Source organism: Sphingomonas sp. LR55, assembly GCF_036856015.1.
In the GTDB taxonomy this organism is placed as follows: Bacteria; Pseudomonadota; Alphaproteobacteria; order Sphingomonadales; family Sphingomonadaceae; genus Sphingomonas.
The window spans coordinates 3,268,038-3,283,927 of record NZ_JASPFO010000001.1 but is presented as its reverse complement, the minus strand read 5'-3'; the positions used below and the strand labels follow the sequence as shown (position 1 = coordinate 3,283,927).

Here is a 15,890-nt window from a genome sequence, read left to right as displayed (position 1 = left end):
GAACCTCCGGACATGAAGCTGGTGCGGGCCGCTCAGTACGTGCGCATGTCGACCGACCTTCAAAAGTACTCGACCGAGAACCAGGCCGAAGCGATCGCGGCATATGCCGCCAGGCGGGGCATCGAAATTGTCCGCACCTATGCGGACGAAGGTCGTAGCGGACTGAACATCGCCGGACGCGATGCGCTCAGACGTCTCATCGACGACGTGCAGAGCGGCAAGGCCGACTACGACGCGATCCTCGTCTACGACATCAGTCGCTGGGGGCGCTTCCAGGACGCGGATGAGAGCGCCTACTACGAATTCATTTGCCGGGAACGCGGCATACACGTCCACTACTGCGCGGAGCAGTTCGACAACGACGGCAGCTTCCAGGCGAACGTAATCAAGACCGTCAAACGGATGATGGCCGGCGAATATAGCCGTGAACTGTCCACGAAGGTCTTCGCGGGGCAGTGCCGCCTAATCACTATGGGCTATCGGCAGGGCGGCCCCGCAGGATACGGCCTGCGTCGACATCTTGTGAACGAGCGCAACGAACCAAAGACGCTCCTCGCAGCCGGCGAACAGAAGAGCCTCCAGACGGACCGCGTCATCCTTGTGCCGGGACCGGACATCGAGATCGAAACGGTGCGTCGGATATACCGATGGTTCGTACTCGAGCATAGGTCGGAGCGCGAGATCGCGACCGCCCTCAACGGCGAAGGCTTCGTCACCGATCTGGGCAAGTCATGGACCCGCTCCGTCGTCAGGCAGATTCTGAGCAACGAGAAGTACATCGGGAACAACGTCTACAACCGCGTCTCCTTTAAACTGAAGAAGCAGCGCGTGGTGAACCCACCGGACATGTGGATCCGGCGGATCGGTGCGTTCGAGTCGATCGTCGATCCGGGGCTGTTCGAAGCCGCACAAAAGATCCTCGCTGAGCGCGCCCGGCGCTTCTCGGATTCCGATCTCCTGACCATGCTGTCGGACCTGCTCTCCGCCAAAGGCGTCCTGTCGGGCATGATCATCGACGAGGTCGAGTCGATGCCATCAACGGCTGCCTATAGACATCGGTTCGGCAGCCTGCTGCGGGCATACCAGCTGATAGGCTACACCCCCGACCGCGACTTCCGCTACGTCGAGACCAATCGCCAGCTTCGCCTGATGCACCCCGAGGTGGTCGCCAGCACCGTCTTGGGCATCGAAGCGGTCGGCGCCCATGTCTCGGTCGACGGAACGACCGATCTGCTCGTCGTCAACCACGAGGTGACGATCGCGCTCGTTATCGCTCGATGCCGGACGACCGCCGCTGGATCGCTACGCTGGCGGGTCCGCCTCGACGCTGGTCTGCGGCCCGACATCACAGTGATCGTTCGCCTTGCGCCGGACAACAGGACGGTGCGCGACCACTATCTCCTTCCGTGGATTGATCTCGGTGCCGAGCCGCGTTTCGGCATGGGAGAGGACAACGGCATCATGCTCGATGCTTATCGCGCCGAAGACCTCTCGCCGCTGTACCACCTGCTGCGCCGTCACGCCGTGGAGTACGCTCTGTGACGCCCGACATAATCGACATCTCCATCGCGTCGATCGAAGTGCTGAACCCCCGGGTACGCAACCGGAAGGTCTTCGAAGAGCTCGTCGAAAGCATACGCGCGGTCGGACTCAAGCGCCCCATCATGGTCAGGCGTTCACCAATCGGCCAGGGCTTCGAACTAATCTGCGGGCAAGGTCGCATGGAGGCATTCGTCAAGTTGGGCGCAACCGCGATCCCAGCCATCGTCATCGAAGCCACGCGCGACGAATGCTACGTAATGAGTCTCGTCGAGAACATGGCGCGCCGCAACCTGTCCCCGCTCGAGCTAATCCGCGAAGTGGGCGTGCTACGGCAGCGCGGCTACAGCCATACGGAGATCGCGCGGAAGGTGGGCTTCAGCCCCGAGTACGTCTGGACGATCAACTTCTTGCTTGAGAAAGGCGAGGAACGGCTGCTGGACTCCGTTGAACGTGGTGTCATTCCACACACCATCGCCGCCGAGATCGCCCGTGCCGACGACGCGCAGGTGCAGCGGGCCCTTACGGAGGCGTACGAAGCGGGGTCGTTACCGGGCGCTCAGGTTCTCGCGATCCGGAGGATCGTCGATCAGCGGAACCTGATCGGCAAAGGCATCAAGTCCGTTCGAAGCGGACCGAAACGCAGCCAGCCCACAACCGCCGCTGCGCTCGTCCGCGCCTACCAAAAGGAGGTCGAGCGCCAGCGGCTTCTGGTGAAGAAGGCAACGCTAACGGAAGGACGTCTCACGTTCATCGTCGGCGCGATGGGCAAGCTGCTGGCGGACGAGCATTTTGTCACGCTTCTTCGAGCCGAAGGGCTGGCCAGCCTCCCTCATCCTGTTGCTCAGCGCCTTGGCATCGCCGGGGACCCGACGTGACAGATCCGATCCGGATATCGTTCGCTCGCGAGGTGTTGGACCTTCGTCTTGACGCGATCCTGCCGGTCCGCCCCATGACGGTCCGCATAGTCGAGTCGAAGCGCTATGTCCGCATCGCAACATCGGTGCGTAAGATCGGCATCGTCGAGCCACTGGCCGTCACGGTCGCCGATAAGAACGGACGGCACATGCTGCTCGATGGCCATCTTCGTCTGCATGCGCTCCGCGAAGCGTCCGTGGAGTCGGCTCCGTGCATCGTCGCTGACGACGACGAAGCCTTCACCTACAACAAGCGGGTGAATCGTCTGGCTACGGTGCAGGAGCACTACATGATCACGCGTGCCCTTGATCGCGGGGTACCGGCCGCCATGATCGCAGCGGCGCTGGGCATGGACGAAACGCTGGTCGCCCGCCGACGGACCATGCTCGACAGAATATCCTCCGATACCGTCGAGATACTCAAGGACAAGCACGTCAACGCGGTCGTCTTCGACATCCTCCGCAAGCTGAAGCCGGAGAAGCAGTTTGCCGCGGCCGAGATGATGGCGGCGATGAACAACTTCACCGCCAGCTACGCTCGAGCGATCTTGGCCGCGACCCGCCAGTGCGATCTCGCCAAACCCGATCAGCCGAAGAAGATACTTGGCGTCACGCCGGAACAGATGGCGCGGATGGAACGTGAACTCGAAACGCTCAATGCCGATTTCCGTGCTCGGGACTCCAATTTCGGCGACGACGTTCTCGAACTCGTGCTGTCGTCGCGCTACTTGAAACGGTTGATCGGCAACGACAAAGTCGCAAGCTATATCACTTCAAGGCATCCTGAAATTATGAGCCAGTTCCAAGCCATAGTTGACGCGACCTCTCTGGACGCCAGCTGAGGCATTGCTCGGAAGTCGCCTGAGCCGTATTCAACATCTGTACTGATCGACGATCGCCGTTGGGCCGGAGCTCGAAGATTTAAGGCGAAGTTGCCCCGGTTCTGGCAGCTGTAACGGTAGGGTCGCTACGTTCAGTTAAATCTTGACCGGCGCGGTCCAGCCGATCCGCGCAAGCGTGCCGAGCAAGGTCGAGCGCGGCACCTTGAAGCTTCGGCAGACTGACGCCTTGCTGGCCCCTCCCTCCAACGCGGCAGTAATCCGTTCGAGCGTTTCGGCCTCGATCATCGGCGGTCGGCCACCTCGGCGTCCTCGGCGTTTGGCTGCGGCCAGTCCTGCCATTACCCGCTCGCGTGTCAACGCCCGCTCATATTGCGCCAATGCGCCAAACAGCGAGAACAGCAATTCGCCGTGCGGCGTGGTCGTATCCATCTGCTCAGTCAGCGACCGGAACGCGATGCCCCGCAATTTGAGGTCTGTGACGATCGTCAGCAGGTGAGGCAGCGAGCGCCCAAGCCGGTCGAGTTTCCAAACGATCAGCGTGTCGCCCGCGTTTAGATAGTCGAGACAGGTTTTCAGCCCTGGCCGATCGTCGCGCGCGCCGGATGCCTTGTCGGTATACAGATGACGATGATCGACGCCGGCCGTGACCAGCGCGTCGCGCTGGAGATCGACCGTCTGGCGATCGTCGGCCGACGAAACCCGCATATATCCGACCAGCATGTACGACAAACCCTCGAAAGCATGTTCTCGTACACCCTACCAAAGCGACAGGGTTTGTCGATCATTAAGGGCTAAGGCGCGGGTGGTTCGGCAAAAGCGTAGCACGGGGGTGTCGGCTATCATGTGTTTTCCGACAGTCTCAAAACGCTGCGGCAGCCTATACCAGCGTCATGACCAAGATACCGGATACGGACAAGAGATCGCAGGTTTCACCGGAATCCTCATTTTTGCACCTGAACAACAGCGCCCGGCATCATCGGGTCGCCCGGAGCAATGACGAGGTAACGGCGCATGTCGCCTTTCGCGTCGCTGACGATCTGGCGGAGCGGTCCGAGCGTGTTTACTATCGCGCCGCCCGCCGGATTGGTCATGAACTTCGCCAGAGGCTGGATCACGCCGCTGCCGTCAGCGTGGGAGGATAGTCCAAGGACATAGGGCATCTTTGGGCTGAGGCCCGCAACCGCCGCCTGCAAAATCTGGACCTGGCCTTGATCGAACAGCGTGACCTGGCTGCGCCCAGTCCCGGATAGAGTCAGCTGGATCTTCATGCCGGCCTGCGCGAGCGGCACCAGGTTTGCACGGCCATCGCCTACCGGCACCGCGCCGGGAACATATGCCACGCCTTGCGGCCCCTGACCGATTGGAATCGTCGCGATGACGGTGTTGCTTGCTGTGTCGATCGCCGCGACCGCATCGGCGTTCTCCAGCCCGACATACATCCGCGTGCCGTCGCCCGACGGCCATAGGCCGTGCGGGAGCGCGCCGACCGGGATGCTCGCCACCTGCACAAAGTCAGTGGTGCGGAACACCTTCACGACATTCTCGGTGCCGACCGTCACAAAGGCGAACTGGCCGTTCTTATTGCGGGCGATATTGACGTGGTTGGTGATCGCGCCGGTATCGAACGTCTTGAGCACTGCGAAGGGTGGCTTGGCGTCAAACACCATGACCTTGCCGACGTCCTTGAGCGTCAACCAGACCTGCTTACCGTCGGGCGTCGCGGCGATGTCAGGGCAGAACGGGCTCGCCTGCTTGACGCGACCGACGATCTTCTTCGAGGCGGTGTCGATCACAACTGTCTCGGGCGAGAAGCTCGAACAGACGTAACCGTATTTCCCGTTTGGCGAAAAGATCGTCATGCCGGGGCCATTAGGAACGGGGATGCGCGTGGTCGGCGCGAAGGTCTTACCGTCGAGCACCTGGATATAATCCTCGCCGCGCACCGCGACCCAGACTTCGCGACCGTCGGGACGGAAGAACGCCTCGTGCGGCGAGCGACCGACATAGGTGGTGTGCTTCACGGCATTGGTCGCAGTGTCCATGAACGTCACCGAGTTCGACCCGATCGAGATCACCGCTAGCGTCTTGCGATCGGGCGAGAAGCCCATGCCGTGGACGAGCAGCTGTCCCTTGTAGAGCGGGCTGAGATTGGCGGGGGTCTGGTCGCCCAACCTGATGACGCCGAGCAGCGTGTTGGTCGACGGATCGATCACCGACACGGTGTTGGAGAACTGGTCCGAAGTGTAGAACCGGTCGTGCGCGCTGACGGGGACGTCGGGGGTCGCGTTCGGCACTTGCTGTGCAAACGCAGGGCCCGAGAAACACAAGGCGGCGCAGGCGGTTAGGGTGAAACGCTTCATGGACGGTCTCCGTGATGGGGGTGACCGGTCGCGGTCGGTTCGGTGTGAGGCGGCAACGCGCCGCCTTCGGATAAGATGCCCTGCATCACCGCGATTTCCTGACGCTGTTCGACGATGATTCCCTGGGCGAGCCGGCGCAGGCGTTCATCCTTGCCGAACCGCAGTTCGACTTCGGCCATGTCGATCGCGCCCTGATGATGCGGGATCATCATTTTGGCGAAGTCGCGATCGGGATCGCTCGAATAACCGGTCATCATCGCGCCGTGCATCCGCGCCATCGCCGCATTCATTGCGGACGCGAAACCGTCCGTTTGCGCTAAAGCACCCGTCGATACGGACACGGCTATCGCCGTTAGCAAAGCCGTGCGAAATTTCATCGTCATGCCTTTAGTGTTCCCATTTATGACACGCGAGCGATCAACGCCGAGCGTGACAGCGTAATGATCGCGGCGCAGCCGTCGATCCAACGCATAAGCATGGTTGTTCTGATCATCTAACAAGAACGGTAGGCGATCTATGATCGCGTTTTCGTATTGAAACCATCGCGACCATGCGTTGGACGCAGGGGACATATCGGTCGATCTAACGGCATCGGACTGGCACGATCACCCGCCGGATCCGCGATAAGGATCAAACGATGAAAGCTGCGATCGTTTTGGTTGCCGCGATGTTGGCCTCCGTAGCGCCAGTCCCGGTGATCGCTCAGGCCTATTGGGCTGCACCTGCGGCGGACGACTTTCCCTACGATATCAAGGCGGTTCAGGCACCGTGGTCGAAGGCTGATATCGACCTCAGCCATCATGACCGGATCTATGTGTCTGACCCTACATCGACGAAGATCGTTGTCATCGATCCTGCAGCGGGCAACGAACTGGGACGCATCGACCTCGCCAAGAGCGCGATAGCTGAGCCCAGCTTTTCCAGCCCGAACGTCCAGCACCTGGCTGCAACGCGTGACGGGCGGACCCTGGCGGTATCGGTATCAGCGCAGCACAGTGTGACGCTCGTAGATCTGGCCACGAACACGGAACGAGGCCGGACCGTGTTCCAGACGTCGCCTACCGCCGTCGCGTTTACGCCCAATGGGCACGAACTCTGGGTTTCGCTCGGCGATGAACATGCCATCGCGGTCGTGGATCCTAAGACCGCGCGGGAGATCACCCGCGTACCAGCAAGTGGCGGAGCGGGCGCGACCATCCTGTCACCAAACGGACGCTATGCCTTTGTATCGCTTACTGAAAGGCCGTCCATCCTGGTTGTCGACGTCGAGCATCGGCGCGTCGTCGGACACGTTGCCAGCACCGGTGCAGGTGCGGGAGCAATCGCGGTCTCGCCAGATGGCAAACAGATCTGGGCGACACGCCGCGAGAGCGGCACGACCACGGTCTTTGCTGCCAAACCGCCGTTTGCGCTACGCGAAGTGATAAACACTGGTCCAGCAACGGGCGCGGTCAACTTCGCCCAGCGCGCAGACGATTCCTTTGCCTATGTCAGCGTTGGCGGCGATCAACCTGCAATCAAGGTCTATAGAACCGACAGCCTGGAGGCTGTGGCAACCGTCCCGCTACAAGCGGCTCCGAGTGCGGTTTGGCCGTCGGGCGATGGTACGAGGATCTATGCCAGCCTGGCCGGAACCAACAAGGTCGCTGGGATCGACACGCTGACGTACACCACCGTGTCGACAATCCCGATCAGTACGGATGCGCAAAGCCTGATCTACGTTCCTGGTGCCGTGCGATCAGGAAAAGGTCTCGCCAATCTGGTGCCATCCGGGCGCGATGCGGCGCTTGCCCTGGCGACGCGTTGATCGGTCTTACACCGTCTGTAATTTCCCAAGGAAAGCCCTTTCCAAAATGACCAAGCCCCCCGTCAGGATCGCGATCAGCGGTGCCGCAGGACAAATTTGCTATTCGCTGCTCTTCCGGGTCGCGCAGGGTGACGTGTTCGGACCGGACCAGCCCGTTATCCTTCAACTGCTCGACGTGCCGCAGGCGATGGACGCCGTAGGCGGCGTGGTCATGGAACTGGAGGATTGCGCGTTCCCGCTACTGGCAGGTGTGATCATTACTGATGATCCGATGGTGGCTTTCAAGGACATCGATGCGGCCATGCTGGTTGGGTCTCGTCCCCGCTCAAAGGGCATGGAGCGCCGTGATTTGCTCGCTGCCAACGCAGCGATCTTCAAGACGCAGGGTGCAGCATTGGACGCAGTGGCCAAACGTGACGCCAAGATCCTGGTCGTCGGCAATCCCGCCAACACAAATGCCTGGATCCTTGCGCAAAGCGCACCGGGTTTCCCTGCCGAAAACATCACGTCGATGATCCGCCTCGATCACAACCGCGCGCAGGGACAGCTTGCGGCCAAGGCGGGTGTCGGTGTCGATGCGATTACAAAGCTCGTCGTCTGGGGAAACCATTCGCCGACGATGTTTGCCGACTGGGGGAATGCCGAACTCGACGGCCAAAAGCTTGCCGACCGTATCGGAAACGAGGCCTGGTACCGCGAAACCCTGATCCCCACCGTTGCGCAGCGCGGAACCGCGATCATCGAAGCACGGGGTGCGTCCTCGGCCGCGTCGGCCGCAAATGCAGCGATCGACCATCTGCGCGACTGGGTGCACGGCGCAGGCGATAATTGGGTGTCGATGGGCGTGGTGTCAGATGGCTCCTACGGTATCCCGCAAGGACTGGTGTGCGGCGTGCCGGTGCACTGCATGAGCGGTGGGTATGCGCTTATCGAAGGCCTTACCTTCGATCCGTTCCAGCGATCGATGCTCGATCGCACGATTGCCGAACTGGTCGATGAACGTGAGGCGGTTATCGACATTCTGAAATGACCAATCGGTATATCTGATTGGAATGACGGTAATCTTCGGTTGGTTCGATTGATCTCCTTTCCCTATCATTGGGGCAAGGAGATCGGGCATGACCCTCGAACAACTCAGGATTTTCGTCGGTGTCGCAGAGCGCGAGCACATGACGCGCGCTGCCGAAGCGCTCAATGTGACGCAGTCGGCCGCAAGCGCTGCCATCGCCGCGCTAGAAGCTCGGCACGGCGTGCCGCTGTTCCACCGGGTCGGCCGCGGGATCGAACTGTCCGAAGCGGGCCGCATGTTTCTGATCGACGCGCGCGCCGTCCTTGGCCGTGCGGCGAGCGCGGAACTTGCACTGGCCGAATATGCCGGGCTGGAGCGCGGCACACTGCGGCTGGTCGCAAGCCAGACGATCGCGGGCTATTGGCTACCCCGCCAGCTAGCGGGGTTCCATGCGCGCTACCCCGCGATCACGATCGAACTGGCGATCGACAACACGGAAGGGGCCGCGGCGCGCGTGCTCGACGGCGCAGTCGAGCTCGGCTTCGTCGAAGGTGTGATCGACGAGCCCGCGCTCGCGCATTGGACGGTCGCGAACGACCGCATGGTGCTGGTTAGCAACCGCGCTGCCGACACGATCGACGAGGACTGGATCCGCGCCGCGCGCTGGATTGTCCGCGAGCAGGGATCGGGCACGCGCTCGTCGTTCGAGGAGGTGTTGCGCCAGCGCGGCGTCGATCCGTCGGACCTCACCACCGCGCTGACCCTGCCGTCGAACGAGGCGGTCCGCAGCGCGGTCGAGGCTGGCGCAGGCGTCGCGGTCCTGTCGCAGCATGTCGTCGCACCTGCAATCGCGGCCGGAACGTTGCACGATCTGCCGCTCGGTCTGCCGCGGCGTCCGTTCTACGCGCTGAGGCACAAAGAGCGCTATCGTACCCGGGCGGCCGATGCGCTGACCGATCTCATCAAGGAGACTGGCAAGTGACCGCCGATTTGAAACCCGTTCTCGATGGCCTGAAGCCGCTCAGCCGGCTCGACTCTCCACGCGAGATGATCCGGCAGTTCACCCCCAACTGGTTCGCCGCGACGATGGGCACCGGCATCCTCGCGCTGGCCTTGCCGCAGGTTCCGGGGGTCGGCGCATCGCTGCATCGGGTCGGCGAGGCACTGTGGTATTTCAACATCGCGCTCTTCACGCTGTTCGTTGGGCTCTACACCGCGCGCTGGACGATGTTCGGGCACGAGGCGCGGCGCATCTTCGGGCACAACACCGTATCAATGTTCATCGGTACGATCCCGATGGGCCTCGCGACGATCATCAACGGGTTCCTGGCGTTCGGCCTGCCGCGGTTCGGCGCCGGCGTGATCCCGATCGCCGAGACATTGTGGTGGATCGACGTCGCGATGTCGCTCGCCTGCGGTGTAGCGATCCCCTACCTCATGTTTACCCGGCACGAACATTCGCTCGACGGCATGACCGCGGTGTGGCTCCTGCCAGTGGTCGCGGCCGAGGTCGCAGGCGCGAGCGGAGGCCTGCTCGCACCGCATCTGGCGGACGCCCATCATCAGTTCGTTGTGCTGGCGACCTCCTATGTCCTGTGGGCCTATTCGGTGCCGGTCGCGTTCGGCATTCTTGCGATCCTGATCCTGCGGATGGCTCTCCACAAGCTGCCGCACGAGAGCATGGCCGCCTCGAGCTGGCTCGCGCTCGGTCCGATCGGCACCGGTGCGCTCGGGATGCTGGTGCTCGGTAGCGACGCGCCCGCGATCCTCGCCGCCAACGGCTTCGGCCAGATCGGCGCAGTGGCGCAAGGAATCGGCACGATCGCCGGGCTGTTGCTCTGGGGCTTCGGCCTGTGGTGGCTGGCGCTCGCGACGCTGATCACGATCCGCTACTGGCGCGCGGGTATCCCGTTCAACCTTGGGTGGTGGGGCTATACCTTCCCGCTCGGCGTCTACACGGTCGCGACCTTCAAGCTCAGCACGACGCTCCAGCTCGGCTTTTTCGGGATCGTCGGCACCGTCCTCACGATCGCACTCGCCGCGATGTGGCTGCTGGTCGGCGCCAAGACGGTCGCAGGCGGCTGGCGCGGAAACCTGTTCGTGTCGCCCTGCATCGCCCAAGCCAATTAAAGGGCCGAACTGATCGTCCTGCCGGATCGAACCGGCGCATCCGATCGACCCGTACCGGGCAGACCGGCGGACAGGTCGCGCATACAGATCATGACAGAAACGGGAGAATGTTGGTGGACAGCCTGGATATGAAACTGGCGCAGGAGACGAACCGCCGTCGCTTTCTCGCAGAGGCTGCGATCGGCAGCGGCGCGCTGATCGCCGCACCCGCGCTGGCGCAGAGCATGGTCGACCTGCATCTGCCGGGTGGCCCATCGGAACGGCCGATGACCAGTGCGTTCCCCGGCAAGGGCAGCATGATCCTCCAGCGGATCCACCCGCCGCTGCTGGAAACGCCGATGAGCGTGTTCAATGGCGACGTCTTTACGCCGAACGACCAGTTCTTCGTCCGCTGGCACTGGGCCGACATTCCGACCGCGATCGATGTCGAGGCATTCCGGATCAAGGTGCACGGCGCGGTCACGCGGCCGCTGTCGATCTCGCTCGCGCAACTGCTGAAGCTGCCGCGCGTCGAGCTGGCGGCGATCAACCAATGCTCGGGCAATTCGCGTGCGCTGTTCCAGCCGCCCGTCGCGGGCGCGCAGTGGCGCCACGGGGCGATGGGCAACGCCAAATGGCTAGGCGTGCGGCTGCGCGATGTGCTCGACATCGCCGGCGTGAAGCCGGGCGCGGTCGCGGTACGGTTCGGTGCGCTCGACCAGCCGGTGGTTGCGGGCGCACCGGATTTCGCCAAGTCGCTGTCGATCGACCACGCACGCGACGGCGAAGTGATGCTCGCCTTCGGGATGAACGGCGAACAGGTGCCGCTCCTCAACGGCTTCCCGGTCCGGCTAATCGTACCCGGCTGGTATTCGACCTATTGGGTCAAGATGCTGAACGACATCGAGGTGCTTGCCGCGCCCGACGACGGTTACTGGATGGCTAAGGCGTACAAGATCCCTGACACTCCAGGCGCGAACGTGCGGCCTGGCCAGAAGGATTTCCCGGCCGTCCCGATCAACAAGATGATCCCGCGCAGTTGGGTCACGAGCCTCGACGAAGGGCAGGCGATCGCGTTCGACCGGTCGATCCCGCTGGGCGGCATTGCGATGGGCGGCGATTGCGGCGTCGCCAAGGTCGATGTGTCGACCGACAACGGCAAGACCTGGTACAAGACGACGCTCGGCCCCGATCACGGCAAATACAGTTTCCGCCGCTGGGACGCGCAGGTGCCGCTCACGCATGCGGGTCCGACCAGACTGATGTCGCGCTGCTGGAACACCGCCGGCATCGCGCAGCCGATGACGCCGATCTGGAACCCGGGCGGGTTCATGCGCGGCAACATCGAAACCACCAACATCGTCGTCGGCTGAGGAGCGCTCCCCCATGAAAACGCCTTCCATCGGCACGCTGTCGTTCGGGTTCGTCGGCGCGACCGTCGTTCTTCTGCTCGCGATCGGTGCCCCGAACAGCCGCGTCGCCCCGCCGCCTGCCGCCCCGACCGCACCACCGCCGCCAAGCGTCTCGGCGCGCGGCTTCTCGCTGGCGTCCACTACGGTCGATCTCCCGACCGACGAAGGCCAATATCCCGCCGGCCCGCATGCCGACGTCATCAACGCCAACTGCACCTCGTGTCATTCGGCGAGCATGGCGCTGAACCAGCCGCCACTCTCTTCCGATCAGTGGACCGCGGAGGTCACCAAGATGCGCGAGGTCTACAAGGCTCCCGTTGCACAGGCTGACGTGCCGGCGATCGTTGCTTATCTGACCGCCATGAGCGCAAAGCAGCCGGGCGCCGCGAAGGGCAAGGCGCAAGACCCCGATCCGAAGGCTGCGCCCGACGTATCGGGGGATCAGGCTAGGCCCATCAACTCACGGCACGCGGTTCTGCGCGCGAAGTGCTGTGCAGCGTGTACGTGTCTCGCGCAGTGTTGCATTGGGGGCAAGGCCGTTCGCGGGCACCTTGGGTATCGCAACGCGCTGCGACAGGTAGATGCCGTTGTGGCCCGAGCAGAGATAGGCCACGAAACAGGCGACGGCGATCGGCACCGCATAGCCGGCGCCGAACAGTTCGATTCCCATGAAGGTGCAGGCGAGCGGGGTATTGGCGGCCCCGGCAAAGACCGCGACAAAGCCGATCGCGGCGAACAGGCCCGTCGGCACGCCCAAGAAAGGCGCCAGCGCGTTACCGAGCGCTGCGCCGATGAAGAACAACGGCGTGACTTCACCGCCTTTGAAACCCGCGCCGAGCGTAACGACGGTAAACAGGAGCTTGATCGCCCAACTCCACGGATGCGCGTCCGGTCCGAAGAAGCTGGCGATGGTAAGGCTGTCGGGCCTCGCTGCCAGGACACCCAGGCCCAGATAGTCGCGCGTGCCGAACAAGAAGACGAGCGCGATAACGAAGACCCCGCCGATCACTGGACGTAGCGGACCATAGGGAACAATCCGCTTGAGCCATCCCCCGACCAGGTGGTTGGCTTCGGCGAAGGCCAGACCAACCAGTCCGAATATGATCCCCGCAACACCTGCCTTCGTCACGAGCAGCGCATCGACCGGTATCGACGCGCCGATCGGGTAGACACCGTGATGGATACCCCAGGCGAGGCACGTCCAATCTCCGACCAGCGCCGCAACGAGGCAAGGCACTAGCGCGGAGTATTCGACGCGGCCGATCGCCAGCACTTCGAGCGCGAAGACCGCGCCTGCGATCGGCGTGCCGAAGACCGCGCCGAACCCGGCTGCGATACCCGTCATCAACAGGATGCGCGTGCCGCCCGCATCGAGGCGGAGCGCGCGGCCGAAACCGCTGGCAAGGCTTCCGCCCAATTGGACGGCGGTGCCCTCACGTCCGGCCGAGCCACCGAAAAGATGCGTCACCACTGTGCCGAAGAAGATGAGCGGCGCCATCCGCAGAGGCACCCCGCCACCAGGCTCGTGGATCTGCTCCACGATCAGGTTGTTGCCGCCCTCCACCGAGCGCCCGGTGAGATGGTACAGTAATCCGACAACGAACCCGCCCACCGGCAGCAGATAGAGCAGCCAAGGCGACGCAAACCGCAGTCGCGTAACGGTATCGAGACTCAGCAGGAACGCCGCACATAGCGTCCCGACGAGTGCCGCCATGGGCAGCAAGATCAGCGCCCAGCGCAGGACAGAGATCGCATGGTCGTGACGATCGCGCATGAATGCCGCGACGTTCAGCGTGCCGACGAGATTGCGAAAGGCAGCGCGCACAATTCCTCCTTGCTGCCTGAAGGCGCCAAGTAGGAATCATCAGCTCTTATCAGAGCGGTTCGGCCAAATTGCCCGGCAGAAATCCATTGCCAAAGTCGATCTATGAGACGTTTGCCCCAACCGTCAATGGGCATGTTGGTCGGGCAAATGCTCGGACCGGGCAGTCGGCAGCGTCTATCTAAGCCCGTTATTATGTACCGACCCCGGGTACGCTGCATGCGGGACCGATCGGCTTTGGCCCACGTCGTTTTTGGGCTTCGTCACAAGGGGGTGATACCGCACGAAAGCCGCGGATGCGCTGCGGGGTCTGATCGGCTCGCAGCAAACCTAGGGATGGCTGCTACGAGCGTGCCGTCCAGATGCCGACGAGCGCGGCCAGTGACACGAGCATGAGAAACCCGTTCATCACTAGGAGCAACGTCGCTGGCAGGCGCTTGATGTCCGGTCGTGGCGGCGGGGCGCCTGCGCCCATCTCTCGCCACACCGCAGCGGCGAAGCAAAAGGCGCTGAACAAGATCAGCATGGTCCCGGTCGCCGTCGCCAGCCACGGGAACACGACGTCCTTGAGCAGCGCGCGCGCCGATACCGGAAGCGAGCGCCGCCAGTCCGGTACGTACCCAGGCAGCATAGGTGCGTTCGCCGGCGAGGATGGTGCGGTCCGCGGCAAGCTCTGTGCGACGGTCGGCGCTGTCCACCTGCTGGACTGCGCTGTCCTTCAGCTTGCTCGCGCTCTCCGCCAGCTTCGCATGGGCCCGATCGGCGTCGTGCGGCGCGTCCATCAGCCAGCGGTAACGGCGATGCGATGCCAGGCAGTCGAGAGATAGCCGGCGAAGTTCCAGATCGCCTCGGGCCGTTCGGGCTGCATCTGCCCGGCACCGTCAACGGCGCGCACGATCAGGACGTGGAGTCCGGGAGACAGATCGACCGTGACGTGCCACTGCGTCCAGCTCCAAGGCGCATCGGGTTTTGCAGTCAGTTCCGCCTGCAGCCAGTCGGTGCCGCCATTGACGGAGACCTCGACGCGCGAGACCGCTCGGCCGAAGGCGACCGCATAACCCGCGATTTCGCACGCGCCGGCGCTGACATGCGCGCCGTCCACCGGCGCGCAGATCGCAGCATTGAGCGGCATCTCCTCGATAGTCAGACCCCGATCCCAGTCCGCGTCCTCCTTCGCTACCGATGCCGGAAAGAGCTTGTAGTCCTTGGCCTGGATCGGCGCATCGGACGGGCGATCGCGCACCTCGATGCGCGTCAGCCACTTGGCGCTACGAACGCCCGCATAACCCGGCACGACGAGCCGCAGCGGTGCGCCATGTTCGGGGGCCAGCGCCTCGCCATTCATGGCCCAGACGATCAGCACGTCGGGCTCTAGCGCCTTGGCGATCGAGATCGAGGCACCGAACAGTGCTGTCTCACCATCGACATCCACGTTGTCGGCCCCCGTAGTGCCGACGAACGACGCGCCGTCCTGGATGCCGGCTGCGGCGAGCACGTCGCACAGTGCGACGCCGGTCCACGCCGCATTGCCGATCGCGCCCACGTCCCAGGGATCGCCCGAAGTCTTCTCCACGTCTTGAAGATGTGCCCGACGATTGCCGGCGCACTGCATGGTCGCGGTCACTGTCCGGGTCGCAAATGCCGTTTGAAGTTCGGCAACCGTGTAGGAGCGCGGGCGGTCGACTAAGCCGTCCAGCGCTATACGATGATCGTCGGCCAGCTCCGGCGTAGGTCCGTGGCTGCGGATGTAGAAGTTCGCCTGCGGCGTCAGGAAGGACGTGATCAGTTTATCCGGGGGCGTTTCCGCATTGAGCGGCTCCGGACAGCGGAGGATCAGATTCTGTTCGGCGCGATCGGATGCGGTCATGCAAGCGGCCTACCATGATGAAATCAGTAGCGAAATCGATCGTTTTGCTGGGCGATGTCACCCAGACTCTTTCGATAGCCTATCCCTTTCTAGACGGCGGGGGAGCGATCACCATGCCGTCGCGCGAAAGGCGCCGAGCGCCAGACAGCCTTTCCCGTAGATCGTCGCGATGTGGCTGGACTTGCTACGACGGCTTTGTCCCAAAA

General features: G+C 63.1%; 14 protein-coding genes and 1 riboswitch. Of the genes, 8 read left to right on the top strand and 6 right to left on the bottom strand.

Annotated elements, in window-relative coordinates:
• Positions 1-12: 12 nt before the first annotated feature.
• From QP181_RS15785 to QP181_RS15775, 3 genes are all read left to right on the top strand, one after another.
• Positions 13-1,542 carry a recombinase family protein gene (locus QP181_RS15785; RefSeq protein WP_333929126.1) on the top strand — a complete coding sequence of 510 codons (1,530 nt, stop codon included), beginning with the start codon at positions 13-15 and terminating at the stop codon, positions 1,540-1,542.
• Positions 1,539-2,417: a ParB/RepB/Spo0J family partition protein gene (locus tag QP181_RS15780; RefSeq protein WP_132897472.1), complete on the top strand. Its 879-nt coding sequence runs from the start codon at positions 1,539-1,541 to the stop codon at positions 2,415-2,417. Before QP181_RS15785 ends, QP181_RS15780 begins: the two co-directional genes overlap by 4 nt.
• Positions 2,418-2,542: 125 nt before the next feature.
• Complete coding sequence (locus QP181_RS15775) at positions 2,543-3,298, top strand: plasmid partitioning protein RepB C-terminal domain-containing protein (RefSeq protein WP_443027555.1); 756 nt, start codon at positions 2,543-2,545, stop codon at positions 3,296-3,298.
• A 135-nt stretch (positions 3,299-3,433) separates the two neighbouring features.
• Here QP181_RS15775 and QP181_RS15770 read toward each other — a convergent pair whose 3' ends face one another.
• The 3 genes from QP181_RS15770 to copM form a co-directional block, all read right to left on the bottom strand.
• Entirely contained in the window at positions 3,434-4,018 is a 585-nt protein-coding gene (locus QP181_RS15770) for a recombinase family protein (protein WP_333929125.1), read from the bottom strand.
• A gap of 221 nt (positions 4,019-4,239) precedes the next feature.
• Positions 4,240-5,658: a YncE family protein gene (locus tag QP181_RS15765; protein ID WP_333929124.1), complete on the bottom strand. Its 1,419-nt coding sequence runs from the start codon at positions 5,656-5,658 to the stop codon at positions 4,240-4,242.
• Positions 5,655-6,158: a CopM family metallochaperone gene (copM, locus tag QP181_RS15760; RefSeq protein ID WP_333929123.1), complete on the bottom strand. Its 504-nt coding sequence runs from the start codon at positions 6,156-6,158 to the stop codon at positions 5,655-5,657. The genes QP181_RS15765 and copM overlap by 4 nt, the downstream gene beginning before the upstream one ends.
• A 137-nt stretch (positions 6,159-6,295) precedes the next feature.
• Here copM and QP181_RS15755 point away from each other — a divergent pair, with 137 nt between their 5' ends.
• The 5 genes from QP181_RS15755 to QP181_RS15735 all read left to right on the top strand — a co-directional run bounded on the left by QP181_RS15755 (position 6,296) and on the right by QP181_RS15735 (position 11,956).
• The gene (locus QP181_RS15755; protein WP_333929122.1) at positions 6,296-7,465 is read left to right on the top strand and encodes a YncE family protein; all 1,170 of its coding nucleotides are present in this window, start codon (positions 6,296-6,298) and stop codon (positions 7,463-7,465) included.
• Positions 7,466-7,511: 46 nt separating this feature from the next.
• Positions 7,512-8,495 (top strand): malate dehydrogenase, encoded by a 984-nt coding sequence (locus QP181_RS15750; protein WP_333929121.1) that lies wholly within the window; start codon positions 7,512-7,514, stop codon positions 8,493-8,495.
• An 88-nt stretch (positions 8,496-8,583) separates the two neighbouring features.
• Positions 8,584-9,456 (top strand): LysR family transcriptional regulator, encoded by an 873-nt coding sequence (locus tag QP181_RS15745; RefSeq protein WP_333929120.1) that lies wholly within the window; start codon positions 8,584-8,586, stop codon positions 9,454-9,456.
• Entirely contained in the window at positions 9,453-10,604 is a 1,152-nt protein-coding gene (locus tag QP181_RS15740; protein WP_333929119.1) for a TDT family transporter, read from the top strand. Before QP181_RS15745 ends, QP181_RS15740 begins: the two co-directional genes overlap by 4 nt.
• 107 nt (positions 10,605-10,711) lie before the next feature.
• Positions 10,712-11,956 carry a molybdopterin-dependent oxidoreductase gene (locus tag QP181_RS15735; protein ID WP_333929118.1) on the top strand — a complete coding sequence of 415 codons (1,245 nt, stop codon included), beginning with the start codon at positions 10,712-10,714 and terminating at the stop codon, positions 11,954-11,956.
• 499 nt (positions 11,957-12,455) lie between these two features.
• Here QP181_RS15735 and QP181_RS15730 read toward each other — a convergent pair whose 3' ends face one another.
• The 3 genes from QP181_RS15730 to QP181_RS15720 all read right to left on the bottom strand — a co-directional run bounded on the left by QP181_RS15730 (position 12,456) and on the right by QP181_RS15720 (position 15,684).
• Positions 12,456-13,820, bottom strand: coding sequence for a chloride channel protein (locus tag QP181_RS15730; RefSeq protein ID WP_333929117.1), 1,365 nt, complete (start codon positions 13,818-13,820; stop codon positions 12,456-12,458).
• 23 nt (positions 13,821-13,843) lie between these two features.
• A riboswitch (Fluoride riboswitch) is annotated at positions 13,844-13,920 on the bottom strand.
• Between the two features lie 160 nt (positions 13,921-14,080).
• A complete protein-coding gene (locus QP181_RS20100; RefSeq protein WP_443027554.1) occupies positions 14,081-14,599 on the bottom strand; it encodes a DUF202 domain-containing protein in 519 nt (172 codons plus the stop codon).
• Entirely contained in the window at positions 14,599-15,684 is a 1,086-nt protein-coding gene (locus QP181_RS15720; protein WP_333929115.1) for a sulfite oxidase, read from the bottom strand. The genes QP181_RS20100 and QP181_RS15720 overlap by 1 nt, the downstream gene beginning before the upstream one ends.
• Positions 15,685-15,890 lie beyond the last annotated feature (206 nt).

Excerpts from the sequence above, each read along its gene's own strand:
- QP181_RS20100 (WP_443027554.1), bottom strand. The coding sequence starts at position 14,599 with ATGGACGCGCCGCACGACGCCGATCGGGCCCATGCGAAGCTGGCGGAG.
- QP181_RS15770 (WP_333929125.1), bottom strand. The coding sequence starts at position 4,018 with ATGCTGGTCGGATATATGCGGGTTTCGTCGGCCGACGATCGCCAGACG.
- QP181_RS15720 (WP_333929115.1), bottom strand. The coding sequence starts at position 15,684 with ATGACCGCATCCGATCGCGCCGAACAGAATCTGATCCTCCGCTGTCCG.
- QP181_RS15735 (WP_333929118.1), top strand. The coding sequence starts at position 10,712 with ATGTTGGTGGACAGCCTGGATATGAAACTGGCGCAGGAGACGAACCGC.
- QP181_RS15755 (WP_333929122.1), top strand. The coding sequence starts at position 6,296 with ATGAAAGCTGCGATCGTTTTGGTTGCCGCGATGTTGGCCTCCGTAGCG.
- QP181_RS15750 (WP_333929121.1), top strand. The coding sequence starts at position 7,512 with ATGACCAAGCCCCCCGTCAGGATCGCGATCAGCGGTGCCGCAGGACAA.
- QP181_RS15765 (WP_333929124.1), bottom strand. The coding sequence starts at position 5,658 with ATGAAGCGTTTCACCCTAACCGCCTGCGCCGCCTTGTGTTTCTCGGGC.
- QP181_RS15745 (WP_333929120.1), top strand. The coding sequence starts at position 8,584 with ATGACCCTCGAACAACTCAGGATTTTCGTCGGTGTCGCAGAGCGCGAG.
- QP181_RS15785 (WP_333929126.1), top strand. The coding sequence starts at position 13 with ATGAAGCTGGTGCGGGCCGCTCAGTACGTGCGCATGTCGACCGACCTT.